26 protein-coding genes, 1 tRNA gene and 1 pseudogene are annotated in these 25,204 nt (G+C 39.2%); 16 read left to right on the plus strand and 12 right to left on the minus strand.

Annotation, left to right across the window (positions count from 1 at the left end):
• Positions 1-142: 142 nt before the first annotated feature.
• Positions 143-216: transfer RNA gene (locus tag B7E04_RS13305), tRNA-Ala, on the plus strand.
• Positions 217-367: 151 nt separating this feature from the next.
• Here B7E04_RS13305 and B7E04_RS13310 read toward each other — a convergent pair.
• Positions 368-1,156: a PhzF family phenazine biosynthesis protein gene (locus B7E04_RS13310; RefSeq protein WP_080779099.1), complete on the minus strand. Its 789-nt coding sequence runs from the start codon at positions 1,154-1,156 to the stop codon at positions 368-370.
• 293 nt (positions 1,157-1,449) lie between these two features.
• Between B7E04_RS13310 and B7E04_RS13315 the strand changes: the two genes are divergently transcribed.
• Complete coding sequence (locus B7E04_RS13315) at positions 1,450-2,475, plus strand: rod shape-determining protein (protein ID WP_080779100.1); 1,026 nt, start codon at positions 1,450-1,452, stop codon at positions 2,473-2,475.
• A 101-nt stretch (positions 2,476-2,576) separates the two neighbouring features.
• Here the strand turns inward: B7E04_RS13315 and B7E04_RS13320 are convergent, their stop codons facing one another.
• The gene (locus B7E04_RS13320; protein WP_139785401.1) at positions 2,577-3,260 is read right to left on the minus strand and encodes a hypothetical protein; all 684 of its coding nucleotides are present in this window, start codon (positions 3,258-3,260) and stop codon (positions 2,577-2,579) included.
• Positions 3,261-3,673: 413 nt separating this feature from the next.
• On the opposite strand from B7E04_RS13320, the gene B7E04_RS13325 reads away from it, so the two are divergent.
• Entirely contained in the window at positions 3,674-4,042 is a 369-nt protein-coding gene (locus B7E04_RS13325) for a hypothetical protein (RefSeq protein ID WP_080779102.1), read from the plus strand.
• Between the two features lie 38 nt (positions 4,043-4,080).
• Here the strand turns inward: B7E04_RS13325 and B7E04_RS13330 are convergent, their stop codons facing one another.
• Positions 4,081-4,728: a hypothetical protein gene (locus tag B7E04_RS13330; RefSeq protein WP_080779103.1), complete on the minus strand. Its 648-nt coding sequence runs from the start codon at positions 4,726-4,728 to the stop codon at positions 4,081-4,083.
• 154 nt (positions 4,729-4,882) lie between these two features.
• Between B7E04_RS13330 and B7E04_RS13335 the strand changes: the two genes are divergently transcribed.
• The 13 genes and pseudogenes from B7E04_RS13335 to hisIE all read left to right on the plus strand — a co-directional run bounded on the left by B7E04_RS13335 (position 4,883) and on the right by hisIE (position 15,679).
• Positions 4,883-5,455, plus strand: coding sequence for a C40 family peptidase (locus tag B7E04_RS13335; RefSeq protein WP_080780683.1), 573 nt, complete (start codon positions 4,883-4,885; stop codon positions 5,453-5,455).
• A 19-nt stretch (positions 5,456-5,474) separates the two neighbouring features.
• Positions 5,475-5,801: a LytR/AlgR family response regulator transcription factor gene (locus B7E04_RS13340; protein WP_080779104.1), complete on the plus strand. Its 327-nt coding sequence runs from the start codon at positions 5,475-5,477 to the stop codon at positions 5,799-5,801.
• Positions 5,802-5,998: 197 nt separating this feature from the next.
• Entirely contained in the window at positions 5,999-6,388 is a 390-nt protein-coding gene (locus B7E04_RS13345; RefSeq protein ID WP_080779105.1) for a DUF2255 family protein, read from the plus strand.
• Between the two features lie 121 nt (positions 6,389-6,509).
• Positions 6,510-7,322, plus strand: a complete 813-nt coding sequence (locus B7E04_RS13350; protein ID WP_080779106.1) for a 2,3,4,5-tetrahydropyridine-2,6-dicarboxylate N-succinyltransferase — start codon at positions 6,510-6,512, stop codon at positions 7,320-7,322.
• A 123-nt stretch (positions 7,323-7,445) separates the two neighbouring features.
• The gene (locus tag B7E04_RS13355; protein WP_080779107.1) at positions 7,446-8,543 is read left to right on the plus strand and encodes a glycosyltransferase family 4 protein; all 1,098 of its coding nucleotides are present in this window, start codon (positions 7,446-7,448) and stop codon (positions 8,541-8,543) included.
• Positions 8,544-8,792: 249 nt separating this feature from the next.
• A pseudogene (hisG, locus tag B7E04_RS13360) lies at positions 8,793-9,639 on the plus strand (ATP phosphoribosyltransferase).
• Between the two features lie 2 nt (positions 9,640-9,641).
• Entirely contained in the window at positions 9,642-10,916 is a 1,275-nt protein-coding gene (hisD, locus tag B7E04_RS13365) for a histidinol dehydrogenase (protein ID WP_080779108.1), read from the plus strand.
• A gap of 4 nt (positions 10,917-10,920) precedes the next feature.
• Positions 10,921-11,952, plus strand: coding sequence for a histidinol-phosphate transaminase (hisC, locus tag B7E04_RS13370; protein ID WP_080779109.1), 1,032 nt, complete (start codon positions 10,921-10,923; stop codon positions 11,950-11,952).
• Positions 11,949-13,043 carry a bifunctional histidinol-phosphatase/imidazoleglycerol-phosphate dehydratase HisB gene (hisB, locus tag B7E04_RS13375; protein ID WP_080779110.1) on the plus strand — a complete coding sequence of 365 codons (1,095 nt, stop codon included), beginning with the start codon at positions 11,949-11,951 and terminating at the stop codon, positions 13,041-13,043. The genes hisC and hisB overlap by 4 nt, the downstream gene beginning before the upstream one ends.
• Positions 13,044-13,045: 2 nt before the next feature.
• Complete coding sequence (hisH, locus tag B7E04_RS13380) at positions 13,046-13,624, plus strand: imidazole glycerol phosphate synthase subunit HisH (RefSeq protein WP_080779111.1); 579 nt, start codon at positions 13,046-13,048, stop codon at positions 13,622-13,624.
• Positions 13,625-13,627: 3 nt separating this feature from the next.
• Complete coding sequence (gene hisA / locus B7E04_RS13385) at positions 13,628-14,350, plus strand: 1-(5-phosphoribosyl)-5-[(5-phosphoribosylamino)methylideneamino]imidazole-4-carboxamide isomerase (protein ID WP_080780684.1); 723 nt, start codon at positions 13,628-13,630, stop codon at positions 14,348-14,350.
• Positions 14,343-15,095: an imidazole glycerol phosphate synthase subunit HisF gene (hisF, locus tag B7E04_RS13390; RefSeq protein ID WP_080779112.1), complete on the plus strand. Its 753-nt coding sequence runs from the start codon at positions 14,343-14,345 to the stop codon at positions 15,093-15,095. The genes hisA and hisF overlap by 8 nt, the downstream gene beginning before the upstream one ends.
• Positions 15,092-15,679 carry a bifunctional phosphoribosyl-AMP cyclohydrolase/phosphoribosyl-ATP diphosphatase HisIE gene (gene hisIE / locus B7E04_RS13395; RefSeq protein ID WP_080779113.1) on the plus strand — a complete coding sequence of 196 codons (588 nt, stop codon included), beginning with the start codon at positions 15,092-15,094 and terminating at the stop codon, positions 15,677-15,679. The genes hisF and hisIE overlap by 4 nt, the downstream gene beginning before the upstream one ends.
• A 181-nt stretch (positions 15,680-15,860) precedes the next feature.
• Here hisIE and B7E04_RS13400 read toward each other — a convergent pair whose 3' ends face one another.
• From B7E04_RS13400 to thrS, 9 genes are all read right to left on the minus strand, one after another.
• Positions 15,861-17,048 carry a M28 family peptidase gene (locus B7E04_RS13400; RefSeq protein WP_080779114.1) on the minus strand — a complete coding sequence of 396 codons (1,188 nt, stop codon included), beginning with the start codon at positions 17,046-17,048 and terminating at the stop codon, positions 15,861-15,863.
• Between the two features lie 115 nt (positions 17,049-17,163).
• The gene (locus B7E04_RS13405) at positions 17,164-18,336 is read right to left on the minus strand and encodes a M28 family peptidase (RefSeq protein ID WP_080779115.1); all 1,173 of its coding nucleotides are present in this window, start codon (positions 18,334-18,336) and stop codon (positions 17,164-17,166) included.
• Positions 18,337-18,479: 143 nt separating this feature from the next.
• The gene (locus tag B7E04_RS13410) at positions 18,480-19,649 is read right to left on the minus strand and encodes a M28 family peptidase (protein WP_080779116.1); all 1,170 of its coding nucleotides are present in this window, start codon (positions 19,647-19,649) and stop codon (positions 18,480-18,482) included.
• Positions 19,650-19,885: 236 nt separating this feature from the next.
• Positions 19,886-20,230 (minus strand): 50S ribosomal protein L20, encoded by a 345-nt coding sequence (gene rplT, locus B7E04_RS13415; RefSeq protein ID WP_040995267.1) that lies wholly within the window; start codon positions 20,228-20,230, stop codon positions 19,886-19,888.
• Between the two features lie 118 nt (positions 20,231-20,348).
• Positions 20,349-20,546, minus strand: a complete 198-nt coding sequence (rpmI, locus tag B7E04_RS13420) for a 50S ribosomal protein L35 (RefSeq protein ID WP_062646738.1) — start codon at positions 20,544-20,546, stop codon at positions 20,349-20,351.
• A 182-nt stretch (positions 20,547-20,728) separates the two neighbouring features.
• A complete protein-coding gene (locus B7E04_RS13425) occupies positions 20,729-21,298 on the minus strand; it encodes a hypothetical protein (protein WP_080779117.1) in 570 nt (189 codons plus the stop codon).
• 190 nt (positions 21,299-21,488) lie between these two features.
• Complete coding sequence (locus tag B7E04_RS13430) at positions 21,489-22,310, minus strand: alpha/beta fold hydrolase (RefSeq protein WP_080779118.1); 822 nt, start codon at positions 22,308-22,310, stop codon at positions 21,489-21,491.
• A 201-nt stretch (positions 22,311-22,511) separates the two neighbouring features.
• A complete protein-coding gene (gene infC, locus B7E04_RS13435; protein WP_172617123.1) occupies positions 22,512-23,012 on the minus strand; it encodes a translation initiation factor IF-3 in 501 nt (166 codons plus the stop codon).
• A 194-nt stretch (positions 23,013-23,206) separates the two neighbouring features.
• Complete coding sequence (thrS, locus tag B7E04_RS13440) at positions 23,207-25,126, minus strand: threonine--tRNA ligase (RefSeq protein ID WP_080779119.1); 1,920 nt, start codon at positions 25,124-25,126, stop codon at positions 23,207-23,209.
• Positions 25,127-25,204 lie beyond the last annotated feature (78 nt).

Raw genomic sequence — 25,204 nt, forward strand, 5'->3', positions numbered from 1 at the left:
CTGTTTCCGCAGTGGTTTATCATTTAATTTCCGATATTTTTTCAACACACTTTCAACAGTTTAAAATATTCCTGAAGAAAAAAGCAGGTAAAATATTTGCAGATGTCGTTTAAATACTTACTTTTGTACCGCTTTAAAAAACGGGGAATTAGCTCATCTGGCTAGAGCGTTAGACTGGCAGTCTAAAGGTGACGGGTTCGATCCCCGTATTCTCCACATTAATCAAGCAGGGAGTTGTACTATTTAAAAGTACAACTCTTTTTTATTTTTTAACCTTATCAGGTTGCTTTGCAGAAGGCTTTTCACTTAGCAGCGCTTCCTCTTAAAAATATAACTTTTTTTGAGGACACAGTTCCAGCAGTTCGTGTTACTCCGTCCAAAAAAATCCTGCGGAATAAGTTTTTGCTTTGCCGGCAATTATTACCCTGTCATTTTGATCTTTACAATAAAGCTGGCCCTGTCTTTCAGAAAGTTGTAGGGCAAAAAGATCCTTTTTTCCTAATCTTTGTGCCCAGAAAGGAATCAGGGAACAATGAGCGGAGCCGGTCACCGGATCTTCAAGAATAGCGGCTTGTGGGATGAAAAAACGGGATACAAAATCACTTCTTTCTCCCTTTGCAGTAACGATTACGCCACCGGGATCCAGGTTGATCAGATCAAAGATAGCCCTGTTGATCCTGATATTTCTGATGTCATCTTCCGAATCATACACCAGGACATAATCCCGGGCTTTAAAAACCTCCCGGGGTTGTATACTGAGCGCTTCCGATATCTGTTCCGGAAGGTCAGAAGGTATAGGCATCCTTGAAGGAAAATCGAGATAATAAAGATCATTTTCAAAACTAACCTTTAGTTGGCCGCTTTTTGTGTGGAAAATAACGGTATTACCAGGATAGTTAAGCAGTGAAATCAGGCAGTGTGCGGTGGCAAGGGTAGCATGCCCGCATAAATCCATTTCAATTTCAGGTGTAAACCATCTCAGATGTATTTCCTGACCGGAATCAATAAAAAAAGCAGTTTCAGCCACTGCATTTTCCCTCGCAATTTTTAAAAGCATCTCATCCGGAAGCCAGTTCTTAAGAGGTACAACACATGCAGGATTTCCTTTGAAAAGCTCATCGGTAAACGCATCGATCTGATATAGTTCTAATTTCACAGCCTGTATATTTAAATTATCTTATAAATGGTAAAGTTATAGGAATTATAAATTTAAATTACAAATAAATTGTTCCCATACAGCTGAATTATTTTCGGAATTTTCCATGAACAGGATAAAAGTTCTGTATTTTTCTGAAACACTGATATTTCCGGTAAAAGACAAACTTCAAGCTAAAAGCTACTTGCTTTTTTTACCAATACTTTAACGTAAGTTTAACGATAATTAGAACTTCTCTAACCGCTGATATCATAAGTAATACCGTACTTTTGCGGTCAATAAAATAATGAAATATGGGATTGTTTGATATGTTTACACGGGAGATAGCGATTGATCTGGGAACTGCTAATACCTTAATCATATATAACAATAAGATTGTGGTGGATCAGCCCTCTATTGTGGCGATGGACAGATCTACAGGAAAAGCTATTGCTGTGGGGATGCAGGCAAAGCTTATGCAGGGGAAGACCCACGAAAATATCCGGGCCATACGCCCCTTAAAAGATGGGGTGATTGCGGATTTTCATGCTTCTGAACACATGATCAAAGAATTTATAAAACAGATTCCAGAGCTTGGAGGAAAAGTTTTGCAGCCCGCCCTTAGAATCGTGATCTGTATTCCTTCAGGCATTACAGAAGTAGAAAAAAGAGCGGTTAAAGATTCAGCACTGAAAGTAAATGCAAAAGAAGTAAAGCTGATCTACGAACCTATGGCAGCAGCTATCGGAGCCGGTATCGATGTGGAAAGCCCCGAAGGAAATATGATTGTGGATATAGGTGGCGGAACTACCGAAATAGCAGTTATTGCGCTGGGTGGGATTGTCTGCGACCGGTCTCTTAAGATTGCAGGTGATGTCTTTACCAATGATATTGCTTACTTTATCAGGACCCAATACAATCTGGATATCGGGGAAAGAACTGCGGAACAGATAAAAATTGAGGTAGGATCAGCATTGGAAGAATTGAATTTCCCACTCGAAGATCTTCCGGTACGCGGAAGAGACCTGATTACGGGGAAACCAAAAGAAATCATGATAAGCTATAAAGAAGTTTTCAGGGCAATTGATAAATCGATCATGAGAATTGAAGATGCTATTATGGAAACACTTGCCATCACACCGCCGGAACTGGCATCGGATATTTATAAAACAGGTATTTTCCTGGCAGGTGGAGGAGCATTGCTCAATGGTCTGGCAGAAAGGATCCACCTTAAAACAGATTTACCGGTATGTGTGGCAGAAGATCCCTTGCGGGCTGTAGTCCGCGGAACAGGAATTGCCCTTAAGAATATTAATAAATTCAGGTTTCTGGTACAATAGCTGAAGCTTTTTAAATGCAATGGATTAAGCCTAAATAATATACTTACAACAAAACAGCTGCAAAAAGATGCAGCTGTTTTTTATTGGAAAAAAAGATTGGTTTAGTTGCTTCTTGAACGCGATATCGATAAAAGATAAACCAGATGCGCAAACATGCTTCTTTTTACAGATTCTATCTTCACGTCACCGGTGGTCTGATTAATGGTCGCCACAAGATCCGTATTACACTGTCCTGAAAAGCTCCCGCTTCCTAAATAATTGGCTGAATTGGTAGTAGGATAGGAGATTCTGGGATAATCAGGAGCAATCTGCTCAGCAGCAGTTGCACCTCCTACATACCCTTTATTATCGATGAACCTGGCCGCCCAGGTTCCTAAAAATTGCCCGTTCCCGGTATTAATGGTCTGGCCAATAACAATCTGCGTATCAATTGCCCGGGTAAACCCTGCACAAGAGCTGTAATGATTCACACTCACCGTACAGGAAGAAGCATTATCCGTTGGCTGGAAACATTTTCCTTCGTAAATGGTCAGCCTTTGCTCGGCAGCTGATGTAGATGTATTTAACAGGGCCTTCGGAGAGAAGATTTCTTCAGGGGATACTAGAGTAAGAACACCATTCTGATCTGCAGAAACAATTTTTCTCTCAGCATTGGCCAATGCTCTTACCCGGACAAGTCCGTTCACATCCAGCGTGTGGGATGGGGTAGTGGTATTAATCCCTACCTGTGATTTCAAACTGCTGCAAAAAGAGAGTGCAACAAAAAAGATTATTCTTGTTTTCATGCTTATGATTGGTTTTAATGGTTTTTAGATTTTTCACTAAATTAAGAAATAAATGTAATCTTAGAAATAAATTTTAGATAAATTATTTATTAATGAACAAAAGAAACTAAAATTGAGAAAATTTATTAAAATGCATATGATTTTCATGAATTTTATAATATATCATTATCACCCGATATTTTACTGTTTCTATCATTATGTTACTTGTTTTTATTTGGGAAATAATTGTATTTTAGCCGAAATATGAGGTTAATTCATAAAAATATAAACAGCTGATTAAAATTCAGATAATCTGAATGAAAAAATTAGTAGATTTGCACGGAACAACCCAAAAAATAATAAACATTAATTTCACTTTCTGAAAGTGAACGGATAAAAATAAATTTGATTAGGTTAATAAACTATTAGAAACTATGAAGAAACTTTTTTTACTTCTTTTAACAGCTTTTTTATTTATCGGATGCAGCTCTGATGATGATACCATCTATGATTATATCGGAACATGGTCTGGAAAATACACCGGAAGCGATGACGGAACCTGGAATCTCGTGGTAGCCAGCGACGGAAAAGTAACCGGAACCATGCATTCAACGGTAAATGACGAAAATTATAATATTTCCGGGCATTTAACGGAAACCGGTGATCTTACGGCTGTAGTTGGGCTTCCTTCAGACGGAGAATTCAAAGGAACCCTTTCAAGAGAGAAGAATGGAAACGGAAGCTGGTTAAACAATGTTCCTACGCCGGCAAGATCGGGTACCTGGTCAGGAAACAAACAATAAAACAGAAGCCTGCAGATCAAGTCTGCAGGCTTTTTTATTTATACAAATCCCATCCGGATAATTTTCTCCTTTTTCCTGACGACTACAAAATAGAGGAGTAATGCTTGGTCTTCAAAATGTTTTTTGAAATGGATTTCTTTGTCGCTGCGCATGCGTAATTTTTCTTCATATGATGCTGCGGAATAAGTCTCAAAATCCGGCTGTAGGGTAACAAGTATGATTTCATCTCCTGAAAATTCATCTCCCACCTTGAGAATCCTGCTTTCATTTTCTTCATAAAGTGTTAATTCAGGAGGGATGTTTTCTATATTTTCAAACCTGAAACCTTTAAGGAGCTTTACTCCTTCCTGAGTTCCAAGACCTTTTTCTACCGTTCTTTTTCCCCGTTCCGACACCATGTCAAGATCTTTGATAAGGGTCATCAGTTTAGCAAATTTCTGATACAGAAGGGGATCTCCGGCTTCCTTAATATAATTTTGAATACAGCTTCGGATCATTTTTCCGGCTTTGGAACAGTGCCCGAATTCAGAGCTGTTCTGTCTTACTTTCTCATAAGACGGATCTTTTTTAAAGGCCTTCTGATTAAATCCGCTTTTTTTCCGTACTACATTTTTTCCGTTCAGGCTGTAAAAAACCAGATCGCCTACACTTCCTTTGATCTTTATTAAACTTTCATACGTGGCCATATTGCAAAATTGAATTCAAATATACTAATAAATAAGAGAAAACAATATTTTAACATAAATTTATCATATAGTTGTAGTATAGCTATAGTATAGTTATAATATAAAAATGTATATTTGTTCCATAATTAGTTACTTCATTTAAAATCAGATGACTATGAAACCGGGATTATTTGAAAAAAACTTAAGGATAAAGCACATTTCAGTTCTTTTGATCGCCTCTGCTGTGGCTGTTTCATGCGGATCATCCAAAAATGTAGCCTCAAAAAAAACTACAGGAAACAAAACGGTAGTAAGAGCAGAAAATTTAAGAAAACTGGATTCTAAATTCAGCGGAAGCGTTTCAAGATCCGCCAGCGATATTCTGAAAGACGCGGAAAAATATATCGGGACGCCTTACAAATTTGGAGGGAATACCTCGTCCGGCTTTGACTGCTCCGGATTCACAGTAAAAGTTTTCGAGGAAAATGATTATTCGTTACCCCGCAGGTCATCTGATCAGGCCGATGCCGGTAAAAAAATTGATATTAAAGAAGTAAAGCCCGGTGATTTGCTGTTCTTTGCAACTGCCGGCGGAAGCAGGGTTTCCCACGTGGGCATCGTCCATGATATCGGATCAGACGGAGAAGTGAAATTCATCCATGCCTCTACTTCAAAAGGTGTTATGATTTCTTCTTTAAACGAAAAATACTGGAATAAAGCCTATCTTCATGCACAAAGAGTTTTATAAAAATTAGAAATATTTGCTAATGGAGAACCGGACTTTTGCTTTTATTAAAACAGATAAAAAACTGGTAAAACTTTTCTTTAAAGATATTACTGTAATCAAAGGTCTGGGAAATTATGTAGAAATCAATACGGTTTTTAATAAAAGATACATCTATTACAAAGCACTTAAAGACCTTATTGAAGGTCTTCCCGATGAATTCATGAGGGTTCACAATTCCTATATTGTCAATTTAACGAATATCGAATACTTCGAAGACAACCAACTCGTATACCAGGACCAGAAAATTGCTGTGGCTAAAAGCTACAAAGAATGCCTGGTTACTGCACTCAACAAGATGATGCTCTGAGAAAGTAATTAGATTTCCTTTTTAAATTCTAAACTTGCTGGAAAAATCCGTGTCAAGGTTTTAAACCTTGACGTAGCTTTCAGGTGTCAATTTAACATCAGCATCAGCAAACAGGCATTCCGGATAAGATTTTCTTCCTTCCGTATAATAAATTATTTTAACCGCTTTATTCACATTAGATTCGTAAAAAAATAACAATGAATAAAGACGAACTACTTCATTACATCAACACCAATAGCATTATCGAACTTAAAGCAGGAGATCAGAGAAGCACTTTTCTTGAAATCTGGATGGTTACCGTGAATAACAGGATATTTGCCCGTTCATGGGGTCTTGCCGAGAAAAGTTGGTACTATACATTTCTGGAAGATCCGAATGGAAAAATTCGATGTGGAGAAGAGATTGTTGCAATAAAAGCGCTCATACCGGAGGACATAAAAGATATGACTGCTGAAATTAATAAAGCTTATTTAACAAAATATAATACAGCCCAAAACTTTAAATATTCACAAGGAATTATCAGGGAAAAGCATGTTGAAAGGACAATGGAATTTATAATCGATGATACATTACATTCAACAAAATAAGGAATAATGTTCATCAAAGCTTCAGGGTCCGGTTTGTATACTAAAACAATCTTTTGTACTTTTGAGCTTGAAAAACTGCGGAATGCTGCAGGATAATTTATATTAAAATCAAAAAAGAAACATGTCGTTACAACAAACTATTGAAAACATTTGGGATAACAGAGATTTATTACAGAATGAAGACAGCCAGAAGGCGATAAGAGAAGTGGTTTCTTTACTGGATTCCGGAGAACTTCGTGTTGCACAGCCTACGGAAAACGGATGGCAGGTGAATGAGTGGGTGAAGAAAGCCGTAGTAATGTATTTCCCGATTCAGAAAATGGAAACTATTGAGGTAGGTCCGTTTGAATTTCATGATAAAATTCCTTTGAAGAAAAACTATGCTGAAAAAGGAGTAAGAGTTGTACCGCATGCCATCGCAAGAGAAGGATCTTTCGTGGCTTCAGGAGTAATTATGATGCCTTCTTACGTAAATATCGGGGCCTACGTAGATTCTGGAACTATGGTGGATACATGGGCTACGGTAGGAAGCTGCGCACAGATCGGTAAAAACGTTCACCTGAGTGGAGGTGTAGGAATCGGAGGTGTACTGGAACCGTTGCAGGCTGCTCCGGTGATCATTGAAGACGACTGTTTCATCGGTTCAAGATGTATCGTGGTAGAAGGAGTACATGTAGAAAGAGAAGCCGTATTAGGCGCTAATGTGGTGTTGACCGCTTCTACAAAAATTATTGATGTTACAGGTACCGAGCCTGTTGAGATCAAAGGAAGGGTTCCTGCCCGTTCAGTGGTAATTCCGGGAAGCTATACCAAACAGTATCCAGCTGGAGAATACCAGGTTCCTTGCGCATTGATTATTGGCCAGAGAAAAGAATCAACAGATAAAAAAACCTCTCTTAATGACGCGTTGAGAGATAATAATGTAGCCGTATAAGCTGTATTATTTCTGAATTTTGAAGATTATTTTTAAAATTTACATAATAAACCCTGAATAGTCATTTGGGGTTTATTTTATTTATAAATTTAGGCCGTAAAAAAGTTTATTAAAAACATTCCTATGAAAATTGCCTTCGATGCAAAACGTTTTTTTCACAATACGTCCGGATTGGGCAATTATTCAAGAGATCTCATCAGGATTCTCTCCAAGTACTATCCTGAAAACGAATATCTTCTTCTGAACAAAAACAGTTCAGAACGGGGAAAGGATATCCTGGAAAGAGACAATGTCCGGTTTGTGGAAACTTCAAAAGGAAGCCTGGCGAGGCAGCTTAAAATGGGGAAAGATGCCCAAAAAGAAGGCGCACAGATATTCCATGGCCTTTCCGGTGAACTGCCTTTGAAGTGGGGGAAAGAACCTATAAAAAAAATCGTGACCATCCATGACCTGATCTTCATGAGATATCCGCAGTATTATTCTTTTTTCGACAGGAAAATCCATTTATGGAAATTTAAAAAAGCCGCTGTTTCTGCAGATAAGATCATAGCCATTTCAGAACAGACCAAAAGAGATATCATTACGTATTTAAAAGTTCCCGAAAGCAAGATAGAAGTCATTTATCAGGGCTGCCACAAAGCGTTTAAAGAACAGCAGTCAGAAGAAGTAATTCAGGCTGTAAAAGAGAAATTCACGCTTCCCGAACGCTATATTTTGAACGTAGGAACCATTGAGGACCGTAAAAATCTGCTCAATATTGTCAGGGCAATTCATGAAACAGAAATTCCGCTGGTTGTTGTTGGTAAAAAGACAAAATATTACAAAAAGGTGGAAGCGTTTATCAGAAAAAACAAAATGGAAAAGCAGGTCTTGTTCTTGGAAGGAGTTTCCATGGATGAGCTTGCGGTGATCTATAAACTGGCGGATATTTTTGTCTATCCAAGCTTTTTCGAAGGCTTTGGAATCCCTGTGATAGAAGCGCTTTTCTCAAAAACGGTAACCATTACCAGTAACGTGAGTTGTCTTCCGGAAGCGGGTGGAAAAGACTCGGTGTATGTAGATCCGGGAAATTATGTTGACATTAGTGCAAAGATAAAATTTTTGTGGGACAATGAGTCCGAAAGGAAACGCCGTGCAGAAAGGAGTTTCGACTTTGTTCAGAAATTTAATGACGAGCCCATTGCGTCAGAATTAATGGAGCTCTACAAAAAAATTCTGTAAAAAAACTTTGCAGTTTAAAAATAAATCCTACATTTGTACCACAATTCAAAACAATGAAACCGAATTTTTTAACACTTCATCATTACTATCATCATCTCTGCTAAGACGGAATTGATTGATATAAACATGTGTTAAAATCAAAAATATTAAAAACCGTCTGAGTAAATAGACGGTTTTTTTGTTCCCGAATTCTTCCCGGAAATAGCTACAGATCAGTTTTTATTTACTCAGATTCCTTAAAACAATACAATGAGTAAATTAAAAATTGCGATCCAGAAAAGCGGCCGGCTTTACGAAGAATCCTTACAGCTCCTCAAAGACTGCGGTATCTATGTCAACAACGGGAAAGACCAGCTCAAAGTTTCCGTAGACAACTTTCCCATGGAGATCATGTATCTCAGAAATTCAGATATTCCCCAATACCTTGAAGACGGGGTGGTAGATATTGCCATCGTAGGCGAAAATCTTTTAGCTGAAAAACAGAAAAACATCCGGATCGTAGAGAAGCTTGGGTTTTCAAAATGCAGAGTTTCCTTAGCCGTCCCGAAAGAAGTGGAAACCGATGATCTTTCTTATTTCGAAGGGAGAAAAATTGCCACCTCTTATCCCAATACCCTTACCAACTTTCTCAGCGAAAAAGGCGTTACTTCAGACATTCACATCATTTCCGGTTCCGTTGAGATCGCTCCTAATATTGGCCTTGCAGATGGCATCTGTGATATTGTAAGCTCAGGAAGCACGCTGTTTAAAAACGGGCTTAGGGAAACGGTGACCATTCTGAAATCCGAGGCCGTTCTGGCAAAAACTTCCGTCCTTGACCCTGAAAAAAAATAAATTCCTTTTCCGGATTCAGGCTGTTTTAAGAGCAAAAAATTCCAAATATATCCTCATGAACGTCCCTGATCACAAAATCAGTGATATAGCATCTGTGCTTCCCGTATTGAAAAGTCCTACCGTGATTCCTTTGGCTGAAAAAGGGTGGAGCAGCATTCATTCCGTGATTGACGAAGACCGGTTCTGGGAGGTTATTGATGAGCTGAAAGAAAACGGAGCGCAGGACATACTCATTATTCCAATTGATAAAATGGTGATTTAATTATGAAAATATACAGATACCCTGAAAGAAATTCATGGCCTGAGCTGGTAAAACGTCCGGTTATTGAACGTAAAGAATTGTCCGGACTGATGGAGGAAATATTTGAGGCAGTAGAAAAAGAAGGAGACAACGCACTGATTGAGTTTAATGAAAAATTTGATCGTGCTATAACTCCACAGATCACAGTTTCAGATGCAGAACTTGACCAGGCAGGACAAGAAATCTCCGGAGAATTAAAAAAAGCCATTCAACAGGCGAAGGAAAATATTTCGAAATTCCATGCCGCCCAGATACCGGAAACAGAAAAAATAGAAACGGCAAAAGGGGTAACATGCTGGAGAGAAAACCGGGCCATAGAAAAAGTAGGGATTTATATTCCGGGAGGAACTGCACCCTTATTTTCAACAGTTCTGATGCTTGCGATACCAGCGCAGTTAGCCGGATGCCGTGAAATTATCCTCTGTACGCCGCCAAACGCCAATGGAAATATCAATCCCGCCATTTTATATACAGCAAGGCTTTGCGGAATTACCAGAATATTTAAAACCGGAGGCGCGCAAGCCATTGCGGCAATGACTTTAGGAACGGAAAGTATTCCGAAGGTTTATAAAATATTCGGGCCTGGAAACCAGTATGTAGTGGCAGCCAAAGAATATGCACAGAACTATGGGGTGGCTATCGATATGCCGGCCGGACCCAGTGAAGTGCTTGTTATAGCAGACCAGCAGGCCATTCCCGAATTCTGTGCAGCAGATCTGCTTTCCCAGGCCGAACACGGAAGTGACAGTCAGGTTGTTTTTATTGCTGATGACTTCAAAATTTTTACAGAAACCATTGAAGCGGTAGAAAAGCAGCTTAAAATCCTTCCCAGAAATGAAATGGCTTCCAAAGCACTGGATCACAGTCTTTTCATATTAATAGATTCTGTTGAAAAAGCACTGGAATTCAGTAATTTATATGCTCCTGAACACCTTATCCTAGCTTTGGAGGATTTTGAAAAATATATTCCGCTGATTGAAAATGCAGGATCGGTTTTCCTCGGAAATTACTCCTGTGAAAGTGCCGGAGATTATGCCAGCGGAACCAACCACACCCTGCCCACCAATACCTACGCAAGGAACTACAGCGGGGTTTCTCTGGACAGTTTTGTCAAAAAAATCACCTTTCAGCATCTTTCTAAGGAAGGCCTGGAAAAAATAGGGAAAACAATTGAAATAATGGCCGAAGCCGAAGGTCTTATTGCCCACAAAAATGCAGTATCTATCCGATTAAAATAATATAATGAAAGAATTTAACATCAATACGTTCGTAAGAAAAAATATCATTGCGTTACAGCCATACATCAGTTTCAGGGATCAGAATGAATTCAATGCTCCGGTCATGCTGGATGCCAATGAATGTCCGTTCGGGGAATTCAACCGCTATCCTGACTCAACCCAGAAAAAGCTTAAGGAAAAACTTGCGGAAATTAAAGGAGTTTCTCCCTCTCAGATTGCCATAGGAAACGGCAGTGACGAGCTTATCGACCTGATCATTAAAATCTTCTGTGAGCCCAAAAAAGACGCAATTCTGATGATGAATCCCTCATTTGCAATGTATGGTTTTTACGCAGCCGTCAATGAAAATGCGCTTTTAAAACTGGATCTGGATGAAAATTTTGAAATTGTTAAAGATGATATTTTAAAGAGAAGTAAAGAACAGCAGGCCAAGATATTCTTTCTGTGTTCTCCGAATAATCCAACGGGAAACAGCATACACGACATTGAATTCTTTGTTCAGAACTTTGATGGGATTGTGGTCATTGACGAAGCCTATATCGAGTTCTCAGAAAATAAATCCGGCATTGAACTTCTAAATAAATATCCCAATTTAATTGTGTTGCAGACGTTTTCAAAAGCCTGGGGAACGGCCGGGGCAAGGGTAGGAGTTGCCTATGCATCGGAAGAGATCATCCGTTTGATCAATACGGTTAAAGCTCCTTATAACGTCAATTCCCTAAGCCAGGAGCTGGTTATCAACCTGCTGGATGACAAAAACAGACTTAAAGAAAATGTTGAAAAGATTTTAGAAGAAAGAACCTGGCTGGGAGAACAGTTCAAAAATATAGAATGTATTGTAAAAGTATTTCCAACCGATGCCAATTTCTTTCTGATTAAAATGAATAATGCTCCAACCGTTTATCAAAAGATGCTGGAACAGGAAATTCTGACCAGTCAGCGGTCGCCGGCTATTCCGGACTGTATCAGGATCAATGTGGGAAGCCGTGAAGAGAACGAAAAACTAATCAACGTTTTAAAAGAAATACAGCTATGAAAAAAGTACTGTTTATAGACCGTGACGGAACGCTCATCATAGAACCACCCGAAGATTTTCAGGTAGATTCACTGGAAAAACTGGAGTTTTATCCGGGAGTCTTTCAGAACCTCTCGAAAATTGCAAGGGAAATGGATTACGAACTCGTGATGGTGACCAATCAGGATGGGCTGGGCACTGAAAGTTTTCCTTATGAATATTTTATAAAACCCCATGAAAAAATGCTGCAAGCTTTCGAAAATGAAGGCATTGTTTTCAGCGATATTTTGATTGATAAAAGCTTTGAACATGAAAATCTTCCCACCAGAAAACCCGGAACCGGGCTGCTTTCGAAGTACATGTATGGAAGCTATGATCTTGAAAACTCTTATGTAATTGGTGATCGAGGTAGTGATGTTCAACTTGCTAAAAATATGGGAACTAAATCTGTTTTTCTCAATCGAAACTTTAATGAAGAAGCAACGCTCAGTACGGACAGCTGGACCGGAATTTATTCGTTTCTGAAGCGGGAATCGAGAAAGGCTAAAGTCTACAGAAAAACCAATGAAACAGAGATTGATATTGAAATAGATCTTAACGGAAACGGAACTTCTGAAATTTCTACCGGGCTTCATTTTTTCGATCATATGATGGAACAGATTTCAAAGCACGGAAATTTAGATCTGAAGATAAAAGTGAATGGGGACCTTCATGTAGATGAGCATCACACCATTGAAGATACCGGAATTGCTTTGGGAGAGGCTTTCCTGAAAGCATTAGGGAATAAAAAAGGAATTGAAAGGTATGGTTTCCTGCTTCCGATGGATGATTGTCTGGCTCAGGCCGCCATTGATTTAGGGGGAAGACCGTGGCTGGTTTGGGAAGTTGATTTTAAAAGAGAGAAAATCGGCGATGTGCCTACGGAAATGTTTTTTCACTTCTTTAAATCATTTGCAGATTCCTCAAAATCCAACCTGAACATCAAAGCGGAAGGCAGTAACGAGCACCACAAGATTGAAGCGGTTTTCAAAGCATTTGCAAAAGCAGTAAAAATGGCTGTTAATCAATCGGATAGTAGTTTTAATTTACCGTCAACAAAAGGAAGTTTATAAAAATGATTGCACTTATAAAATACAACGGAGGGAATGTAAGCTCCGTCCAGAATGCCCTGGAAAGGCTGAATGTAAGCTCTGTCATTACCGATGATCCGGAACTGATCCTTAAAGCGGATAAAGTTATTTTTCCCGGTGTTGGAGAAGCTTCCTCAACCATGAAAGTATTGAAGGAAAAAGGTCTTGATGCGCTTATCCCGGATCTGAAGCAGCCTGTTTTGGGGATCTGCCTGGGAATGCAGCTGATGTGCGGCAACAATGAAGAAGGAAACACAACGGGAATGGGGATTTTTGATGTGGATGTAAAATGGTTTCCACCCAAAGATCTTATTCCGCATATGGGCTGGAACACGATTTCAGACCTGAAATCACCGCTTTTCTCAGGAATTGAGGAGAACAGCGATGTGTATTTTGTTCACAGCTATTACTGCGGATTGGCTGATTCTACGGTATCTGTCTGTGATTATATCCTGCCGTTCAGTGCTTCCCTGCAGAAAGATAATTTTTTTGCCGTTCAGTTTCACCCGGAAAAATCAGGATCTACAGGGAGCCGGATTTTAAACAACTTTATAAACCTGTAAATGATGAAAATTATTCCAGCAATTGATATTATTGACGGAAAATGCGTCCGTCTTTCCAAAGGAGATTATTCCACCCAAAAAGTATACAGTGAAGATCCTATAGAAATGGCTAAAGAATTTGAAAGCTTCGGAATCCGTTTTCTCCATCTTGTAGATCTGGATGGTGCAAAATCCAGGCATATCGTCAATCAGAAAGTCCTTGAAAATATAGCCAGGGAAACCTCGCTTCATATTGATTTCGGAGGTGGGCTGAAGACCACAAAAGATATTGAAACAGCTTTTAATTCAGGAGCAAAACAGATCACTCTGGGAAGTATTGCCGTACAGAATCCGGAATTTTGCTATGAAATGATCAAAAAATACGGCAGTGATACGATTATTCTCGGGGCCGACTGTGAAAACAGAAAAATAAAAACATCCGGCTGGCTGGAAGAAAGCAATCTGGATATTATTGATTTTCTTCTTGAATATCAGGAAAAGGGGATCACTCAGACAATCTGCACCGATATTTCAAAGGACGGAATGCTGGAAGGACCTTCCACGGATCTGTACCGGGAAATTTTGGATAAAACTTCAGTAAAGCTTACGGCCAGTGGCGGTATCTCATGCATAGAAGACGTCTACAGAATGAAGGAAATAGGATGCTCGGCAACCATTATCGGGAAAGCGATCTACGAAGGAAGAATAAGATTACAACAACTTCAGGAATTTATTGAACATGCTTAAAAAAAGAATTATCCCATGTCTGGATATTAAAGACGGGACTACGGTAAAAGGAATCAACTTTGAAGGGCTCCGGAATGCAGGAGATCCGGTGGAGCTTGCCGTAAAGTATGAGCAGGAAGGCGCAGATGAACTGGTTTTTCTTGATATTACAGCAACTTTGGAAGACAGGAAGACCTTTGCAGATCTTGTCCGAAAAATTGCCCGGCAGCTGAGCATTCCTTTTACAGTAGGCGGCGGCATTTCATCCGTTGAAGATGTCAGGACACTGCTGGAAGCGGGGGCGGATAAGATAAGCATTAACTCTTCAGCGGTTAAAAATCCCCAACTGGTCAGGGAGCTTTCCAACGAATTTGGTAGCCAGTGTATTGTGGTGGCAATTGATACCCGTTTTACGGACGGATCAGACCTGGTGTATGTGAGAGGTGGAAAATTAGCAACCACCTTAAATACCGTCGAATGGGCTAAAGAAGCTGTTGCTTTGGGAGCAGGAGAAATCCTTCTGACCTCAATGGATGGAGACGGTACAAAAAACGGTTTTGACCTCCGCATTATCAGGTTGGTTTCAGAGGCGGTTTCCGTTCCGGTGATTGCGTCCGGAGGGGCGGGAAGTGTCAACGATTTTGTTCAGGTATTTCATGAAACAAAGGCAACCGGTGCGCTGGCTGCCAGTATTTTCCATTTCAACGAGGTTCCCCTGCAGGAATTAAAACAACAATTAAAAACTCAAAAAATACCGATACGATGAATATAGATTTTGATAAAAGTAACGGGCTTGTTCCGGCGATCATACAGGATAGCAGGACCCGGCAGATTCTTATGCTGGGTTACATGAATAAAGAAGCGTTTGAAAAAACGGAAAAAGAAGGCATTGTCACATTTTTCAGCCGCTCCAAAAACAGACTCTGGACGAAAGGAGAGGAGTCCGGTAATTTTCTGGCGGTAAAAAATATAAGCATAGACTGTGACGAAGATACGATCCTGATACAAGCTGTTCCTACCGATATTGTTTGCCACACCGGAAGTTTCAGCTGTTTTGGTGAAAAGGAAAATAAAGGGTTTCTCTATGAACTGGAAGCCAAAATTGCTGAAAGGATTGACCGCAAAACAGAAGATTCTTACACTTACTCATTGTATCAGCGGGGAATCAATAAAATGGCACAGAAAGTAGGTGAGGAAGCTGTAGAACTGGTTATTGAGGCTAAAGACAGCAATGATGACCTTTTCAAAAATGAAGCCGCCGATCTGCTCTACCATTTCCTGATCCTGCTTAAAGCAAAAGGATTTTCCATGGAAGATATAGAAGGAGTTCTCAGAAGCAGGGATCGGTAATGCATTGATGATTATCCAGCTAACCTTGTCAAGATTTTGAATCTTGACAAGGTTAAGGTTAAAACTTACATCTTTACCTCCCTAAATGATGCAGCATCAAGAATATTCTTTACGTTAAAATCCGTATAAAAAAAGCAGGAAGAAAACCTCTTCCTGCTGTATTTGATATTTGAATTTTAAACTATCTTTCGATCAGTATCTTTCTGACCGCTTTCTGGCCATCAGATGTTATGATGCCGATGTATGCTCCCTCGGCCAGCCCGGAAACATTGACTGCCATTTCATTATTTTTTTTCATCAGAAGCTTTCCTGAAATATCGGTAATTTCAACCGTGAAATCTTTTATATTTTTATCAGGGAATTCGATATTGACGATATCTTTGGATGGATTAGGGAAAATAGATACAGATTCAATAGAATGGTTGGAAGCGGTCTCCTTCGTGTCCAGTATAATTGAACTTGTAGAAGTGGCTACAGCAAAATGCTGAAGTGCTCCTACCGTTGCTTTTCCGATTTTGTAAATATAAACCGGGTCTGTATTGGCAAAAGTATCATTTGGCGTATGCGGAGAGGAGCTTCTTATTCTTTCAAAAAAACCGGTAATCACTTCACCTTTTCTTTCAAATGGAATATAATCTGTATTTTCCGCAGGATCTACGGCTGTCTGAAGCGGTGAGTAAAGGGCGGTACAGTTCCTAAGCTCCTGGGTTACTGTTGCAGATGCCGCATTATTACTGGTAGGGCCGGCCATATCCTGGTCGCAATATACCGTATTGTTATTATTACCCATAACGCCGCCTACCTGGTCAAGATTAAAGACTAATTTGATATCAAGTACACGTGTGCCATTCTGATAAGCTACATTGTTAACGTAATGGCTGCTTCCTCTTAATCCCTGTTCTTCGCCGGAAAAATGGATGAACTTGATAGAATATTCCGTAGGAACATTCCTCAAGATTCTTGCGGCCTCCAGGATAATAGAAGTCCCGCTTCCGTTATCATTAACGCCGGGACCGTTGATACTGTCGAAATGCCCGCAGATAATCACATATTTGTTAGGATAAACAGTTCCGGTTTTCGTGATGACCAGGTTTTTTGAACTTGTACTTCCAAATGTAAAAGGATCTTCCACAATCTGGCTGGCAGAATACCCGTAGGAAATATACTTGTTTTTAATCCAGGTCAGGGCATTGGCATTATTCACTGATCCGGTGGTTTTTATTCCAAGATTGGAAAAGTCCTGAAGATTAGTGGTAATATTGGTTTGGGATACCATATCAGCCCGGTTCTTATAGGCCTGAATGAGTGTCTGTGCATTCATACTTCCTATAGCTGCCGCAGAGTATAAAAATATAACTAGTTTTTTCATGTTAAATTATATTAGGTTGGAGGATTATTGAGTTATTGGGTTTTAGAGTTTTAGAGTTTGAGGGTTATGGAGTTATAGGGTGTACTGACCCTCTTAATCTTAGCCTAAAAACCTCTTACTTTTCAATGATAATTTTCCGTGTAGTACTCAGATCTCCTGTTTTTACGGTACATAAATAAATTCCGTTGTTCAGGCGTGAAATATCAACCTGATGCTGATTTTCTGTTTTCAGTACCGAATATCCCTTCACATCGGTTATTTCAACACTGAATTTTTCTGCTGATGAATCCGGAAGCTCAATATTGAGTACATTTTTAGCCGGGTTAGGGTGAATTTTTACAGATTCCAGTGTATTTTCTTTAGCTGAAACAGTTTTAGCCGTTGTAGAGGCCGTTGCAAAATGCTGCATGGCGCCTACGGCAGCTTTTCCTACCTTAAATACGTATACAGGGTCTACGTTAGCAAATGTATCATTCACGGTGTGTTCCGTATAGCTTCTGGTATATTCATAAAACCCCGTGATGGTATATCCCTTTTTTTCGAAAGGCATATAATCGGAGGAGTAGGCATTGGAAATACTGGTGGTAAGAGGAGAGTACAGGGTAGTACAGGTTGCCAGTTGCTGGGTAATGGTATTGGAAGCCGCATTATTCCCTGATTGTCCGGAAGTATCTCTTTCACAGATAATTTTGGTATTGGTATTTCCCTGTTTACCGCCTACCTGATCCAGATTGAAAACCACTTTGATATCCAGTTTTTTGACCCCGCTCTGATAAGCTATATTATTGGCATAGTGGGAACTTCCATACAGGCCTTGCTCTTCTCCAGAGAAATGGATAAACTTGATGGAATATTCTGTAGGAACATCTTTTAAAATCCTGGCGACTTCCAGAATGACAGAAGTTCCGCTTCCGTTATCATTGGTTCCGGGACCGGTAATGGTATCGTAATGCCCGCAGATAATCACATACTTGTTAGGATAAACGGTTCCGATTTTGGTAATCACCAGATTCTTTGAGCTTGTATTTCCAAAAGTGAAAGGATCTTCCACGATCTGGCTTGCTGAATACCCGAAAGCAGTGTATCTGTTTTTAAGCCAGTTGAGCGTATTGGTATTGTTCACAGATCCTGTGGTTTTAATTCCAAAATTGGAAAACTCCTGTAGATTCGTGGTAATATTGGCCTGGGAAACAAGATCAGCCCTGTTCTTGTATTCCTGAATAAAGCTTTGGGCACTGAGGCTGCTCACAGCTGATACAATGCCCAAAAAGGTAGTCAGTTTTTTCATATGTATTATATTTGGTGTGGTGTGTGGTGTGTTGGAGGGGGATAGAGTTTTAGTGTTTGAGTGTCTTAGGGTTGTAAAGTATGTTATCATATAGTTGTATTGACCTTAACCTTAGCCTAATCTTAGCCTCAACCTCAAAACTCTTATTTCTCAATAATAATCTTTCTTGTCACATTATGCTTATCAGACTTTACGGTTACCATATATACTCCGTTGGCAAGGCCGGAAGTGTTCAGTTTATTTTCGTTTTCTGCATTCAGGAGCAGCCTGCCATTCATATCAGTGACCTCCACTTTGAAATTTTTATCATTTTTCGGAAGTTCAATATGAAGAACATTTTGCGCCGGATTAGGGTATATTTTTACTGTTTCCAGGTTTCCGGACTGAATATCATCAGTAGCCAGGGTTCCTGTAGCTACAGCAAAGTGTTGAAGAGCACCTATAGTTGCTTTTCCGACATTGAATACATAAACGGGATCTACGTTGGCAAAAGTATCATTCGGGGTATGTTCATTATGGCTTCTTTGGGTTTCATAAAAACCTGTAATGATATCTCCTTTACCTTCAAACGGCATATAATCTGAATTAAATGCATTGGACATGGTTGTTTGCAGTGGTGAGTAAAGCGTGGTGCAGGTAGCCAGCTGCTGTGTCATGGCAAGAGAAGCTGCGTTATTTCCACTTTGTCCGCTCTGGTCACTTTCGCACTTGATATTATTGTTGGTATTTCCCAGTTGGCCGCCCACCTGGTCAATATTGAACACAACTTTAAGATTAAGCTGGCGCACATTATTCTGGAAAACAACATTGTTCACATAATGAGAGCTGCCCAGAAGCCCCTGTTCCTCACCCGAAAAATGGATAAACTTGATGGAATATTCTGTAGGGACATCTTTTAATATCCGTGCCGCTTCAAGCAGAATAGAAGTACCGCTGCCATTGTCGCTCACTCCGGGGCCGTTCACAGTATCATAATGCCCGCAGATGATCACATAGGTATTGGGATAAACGGTTCCTGTTTTAGTAATGATTAAATTTTTTGAGCTGGTATTTGAATAGTTAAAACTATCTTCTGTAATCTGGCTGGCAGTATAACCGTAAGATTGATACTTTGCTTTCAGCCAGTTCAGCGCATTTGTATTTTCTGCAGAACCTGTGGTTTTTATACCAAGACCTGCGAATTCCTGAAGAATCGTCGTGATATTAGTCTGCGAAACTTTGTCGGCCCGGGTTTGATAAGCCTGTATAAAATTCTGAGCTTGAAGGCTGTAAGATGACAAAGAAAGAAGTACAATAGTTGTTATTTTTTTCACTTTTGACTATATTTTTAGATATTTTATAATTCAACAAATGTAGATAATAAATATCAATTTTATTTTATGCAAAAAGGAAAATTCTGGAATTGGATGTTATTTTTTTTAATCAGTTTAAAACAGTGTAAATTAATCTATTATAACGTTGTTTTAATGAAAATAAATCACAATTGTCTTATGCGTAAAAAAAATCCCGGACAAAGCCCGGGATTATATTGATAACAAAAAATTCTACATTATTTTACTTGATCTACAACTGCTTTGAAAGCTTCAGGGTGATTCATTGCTAAATCTGCTAAAACTTTTCTGTTAAGCTCTACGTTGTTCTTTTTAAGAGCTCCCATAAACTGAGAGTAAGACATTCCATGCTCTCTGGCACCTGCATTGATACGGGTAATCCAAAGAGATCTGAAGTTTCTTTTCTTCTCTTTTCTTCCACGGTAAGCATATTGCATTGCTTTTTCTACCGCGTTTTTAGCTACAGTCCAAACGTTCTTTCTTCTACCGAAAAAACCTTTGGCTTGTTTCATAATTTTCTTTCTGCGAGCTCTTGAAGCTACTGCATTTACTGATCTTGGCATAATTTAAATTGTTTTTTTGAAAAGGGCGGCAGCTCAACTGCTCTTAGTGGCACCGTTTCAGGGTTAAATTGTTGAATTTGTTTTGAATTCTTATAAACCGGATATAGATTTATAAAAACTACTTAATGGCTAATTGACGTAAAACGCTTTTCTCGTCCACAGCAGCAACATAAGAAGTCTGCGTAAGATTTCTCTTCTGCTTAGTTTCTTTCTTAGTTAAGATGTGGCTTTTGAAAGCATTTTTTCTTTTAATCTTACCAGTTCCGGTAAGTTTAAAACGCTTTTTAGCACCTGATTTCGTTTTTAATTTTGGCATTGTTCTGCTTTTTTATTATTTTGTTATCAATATCTTGTCATGTAATCCCCGCACCAGGCAGGAATTCGGTTTGCAAAGATACAAAAAAAAATTAATCTAAACTTTATAATCTTTGATTTTATCAGACCGTACAAAAAAACCGTTTCTTTCGGGAAACGGCTATATTTTAAAGTAGTTAGTATTTACAGGAAGTCTTCAACAATTATTGAATTCCTTTCTTCGTTATTTCCACCTAAAACAACTTTAATTCTATATCCTGAAGGAATTGCTGCCCCGGATCTTGAATAAAGCTGAAGTTTTACGTGAGGATTGGCTACATGATAATTCACGGCAGTATTGGAGCTCCAAAGCGCATTTCCATCTCTGTAAATAACCATATTTCCATCATTTTGTACAATAAGTCTTGGAGTCCCGGAGCTTCTGTATGTGTTGGAATGCCATAAGACGGTATTAAATCCCGGTCTTTCTCTGTACAGAACCAGATTATTATCCGTTTGCATAATAAAACGGTACGTGCTGCCATTGCATTCCATACTGATGGACTGACCGGCCTCTAATACCTGAGGGTGATTGGTACTTTCCTTTAAGAGGGTATAACGGGTAAGATCAAAAGGACCTCTGGCTGCAGACTTGTCTCCTGCGACAGCCTGCGTCTCATTTTGCATATTCGTATTAGGGTCAAGAATATCATCCTGAGCGCATGATGCAAGAAGCATCGGAAGGCTTAATAAAGCCAGTAATTTAATTTTCATTGGTTAGGATTTAACATCACGAAGATACTAACTAATAAATTAAATCACAAGTGTAAGATTAAATATAAGCAATTAAATCCTTTGTTAATGAGGTTTTGTGATTGCTTTTAAAACACATTTTAGTGTATTAAAATAAAAAAACCGCCATTTAATTCAAATGACGGCCTTGTAATATTATAGTGCAAATCAATTATGACTGAAAAAATGCTAATAAATCTTTATTGATGGTTTCTGCTTCTGTAGTAGGCATTCCATGCGGAAATCCGGGATAGGAAATTAATTTCCCGTTCTTAAGAAGGGTAGCGGCCACCTTACCGGTCGTTTCAAAAGGAACGATCTGATCATCTTCTCCATGCAAAACAAGAACCGGAACTTCTGTATTCTTAAGGTCTTCTGTGAAATCTGTTTCGGAGAAAGCTTTGATACAGTCATAATGTGCTTTGATAGAACCCATCATTCCCTGTCTCCACCAGTTTCTCTGGATGCCTTCGGAAACTTTTGCGCCTTCTCTGTTATACCCGTAAAAAGGGAATGTGATGTCAATGTAGAACTGCTGTCTGTGGTGAGCGGTATTATTGCGGATATCATCAAAAACAGAAATCGGAACACCGTTCGGGTTGTTTTCGTTTTGAACCATAATAGGGGTTACCGCGCTTATTAAAACGGCTTTGGCAACTCTTCCTTTACCGTGCTGTGCCACATATCTGATCACTTCACCTCCTCCTGTGGAATGTCCCACATGGATCACATCTTTCAGGTCTAATGCCGTTACGATTTCATCAACATCAGATGCGTACGTGTCCATATTATGTCCTTCCGGCGTCTGCTCAGATCTTCCGTGCCCTCTTCTGTCGTGGGCAATAACCCTGTAGCCTTTCTCCAGGAAAAACAACATCTGTGCGTCCCAGTCATCGCTGGATAGCGGCCATCCATGGTGAAAAAATACAGGCTGTCCTTTTCCCCAATCTTTGTAATAAATCTCTGTTCCGTCTTTTAATGTAAGTGTGCTCATCGTTTTTCCTGTTTAATTTGTTAATAATATAAATTATTTTGTTGTTTGTTATTTACAATACAAATGTATACTTATATCTTTTACCGGAAATTGATGTAGGGTAATATTTAATAATAATTTAATAAATTTTAACAACAAAAAAACCTCAAAATAATTTGAGGTTTTGTATGATAGGAAACAGACACAGTGTCTGTTAAAAAACTATTTAGCTGGTTTTTTAGGACTCATCATCATAATCATTCTTTTTCCTTCAAGTTTCGGAAGCTGGTCTACTTTTCCAACATGCTCAAGTTCCTGAGCAAGTTTTAGAAGTAAGATTTCTCCCTGGTCTTTAAAGATAATTGAACGTCCTTTAAAAAATACGTAGGTTTTTAATTTTGAACCTTCTTCAAGAAACTTTTCAGCGTGCTTCTTCTTAAATTCATAATCGTGATCATCGGTCTGAGGTCCGAAACGGATCTCTTTCACAACCACTTTTACCTGCTTTGCTTTTAGTTCCTTCTGCTTTTTCTTTTGCTCGTATAAAAACTTTTTATAGTCTAATATCCTTGCAATAAAAGGCTCAGCCTTATCAGAGATTACTACCAGATCAAGCTCCTGCTCTGTGGCAAGCTGTCTTGCTTTATCAATTGGGTAAACTCCCGGCTCTACGTTATCGCCCACCAAACGAAGCTCTCTCACACGAATTTTATCGTTGATCAAGTGTAAGTCCTCCTGTACAGGACGTCTCTGTGGGCCCCTGTTGTTAAATCTTTGTGCTATTGTATTATAATTTTATTGGTTAATTACTTATCTATTTTTCTAAAATTAAAAGATTCAAAAATTTAATGATTAAAAGATTAATGTACGTTGAGTAATTTTTCAATCTTTTTAATTCTTCAATCGTTCAATGCTTTTTATATGGCTGCTTCCTTTTTAAAATAAGCCACAAAATCCTCCATACTCATCACTCCAAGGTCTCCTTCGCCACGTCTTCTTACAGAAATTGTGCCTTCTTTTTCCTCATTCTCTCCTACAACCAGCATGAAAGGGATTTTCTTCAATTCCGCATCACGGATCTTTTTCCCGGTCTTCTCATTTCTGTCGTCAATCAGACCGCTAATATCGTGATTTTCCAAAAATTGTGAAACTTTTTTTGAATAATCTACATATTTTTCACTGATTGGTAGAATAATAAACTGATCAGGGCTTAACCATAACGGGAAGTTCCCGGCCGTATTTTCCAGCAGGATCGCAATGAAACGTTCCATAGAACCGAATGGTGCTCTGTGAATCATTACCGGTCTGTGCTTCTCATTATCGTTTCCGATATAATGAAGATCGAATCGTTCCGGTAAATTATAATCCACCTGGATGGTTCCCAGCTGCCATTTTCTCCCTAAAGCATCTTTTACCATAAAATCCAGTTTCGGACCGTAGAATGCAGCTTCACCGTATTCTACAATGGTTGTTAACCCTTTTTTCTCTGCCGCATTGATGATGGCATTTTCGGCTTTTTCCCAATTTTCATCAGAACCGATATACTTTTCTCTGTTTTCAGGATCTCTCAACGAAACCTGAGTGACAAAATCTTCAAAACCTAAGGATTTGAATACATAAAGCGTTAAATCAATTACTTTTTCAAATTCCTCTGAAAGCTGATCCGGAGTACAGAAAAGGTGGGCATCATCCTGAGTAAATCCACGAACTCTTGTCAGTCCGTGAAGCTCTCCGCTCTGCTCATATCGGTATACCGTTCCGAATTCTGCATATCTCTTTGGAAGATCCCTGTAGCTCCATTGTGAAGTTTTATAGATTTCACAGTGGTGAGGACAGTTCATCGGCTTCAGCAGGAATTCTTCTCCTTCATTCGGAGTTTTGATCGGCTGGAAGCTGTCAGCCCCGTATTTATCCCAGTGTCCTGAAGTTACATACAGTTCTTTTGCCCCGATATGCGGAGACATTACGAATTCGTAACCTCCTTTTTTCTGAGCTTCAGAAAGGAAATTTTCCAGTTTTCTTCTTAAGGCAGTTCCTTTGGGTAACCATAATGGAAGACCTGCACCTACTTTCTCAGAGAAGGCAAAAATACCAAGTTCCTTACCCAGTTTTCTGTGGTCTCTTCTTTTGGCTTCCTCCAGTTTTTCAAGATATTCAGTAAGCTCTTTCTGTTTAGGGAAAGAAATACCGTATACTCTAGTCAGCTGAGGGTTGTTTTCGTTTCCTCTCCAATAGGCTCCGGCTGCGTTTAAGATTTTCACTGCTTTCACAATTCCGGTGTTAGGAATGTGTCCGCCACGGCATAGATCCGTGAAATTATCATGGGTTACAAAAGTGATCTCCCCATCGTTAAGATTAGAAATGAGCTCCACTTTGTAAGGGTTATCCGCATACGTTTTTAATGCTTCTTCTTTAGAAACAGGGTATAGCGAGAATGTTGAACCTTTCTTGGCATTTTCCAGGACTCTTTTTTCAATCTTCTCAAAATCTTTTTCAGATAAACTTTCGTTTCCGAAATCTACATCATAATAGAATCCACTCTCAATGGCAGGTCCAATGGTAAGCTTAGCATCGGGATAAAATTCAAGGATAGCCTGCGCCAGCAAGTGGGCAGAAGAATGCCAGAAAGCTTTCTTTCCAAGATCATCATTCCAGGTCAGCAATTGTACCGTTGAATCCGTGGTTATAGGTGTGGTTGTTTCTACTTGTTTGCCGTTTACAACTGCGGAAATGGTATTTCTAGCCAATCCCTCACTGATAGATTTTGCCACATCTAGAGGAGTAACTTCTCCTTCGAATTCTTTGACACTATTGTCTGGAAGTGTAATTTTTATCATTGTTTACTAAGAAATTTTAAGACGCAAAAATACGCATTTTTTAGTTAATATGCTATATTTAAACTATATTTGAAATAA

It is taken from the genome of Chryseobacterium phocaeense, assembly GCF_900169075.1.
GTDB classification, from domain to species: Bacteria; Bacteroidota; Bacteroidia; order Flavobacteriales; family Weeksellaceae; genus Chryseobacterium; species Chryseobacterium phocaeense.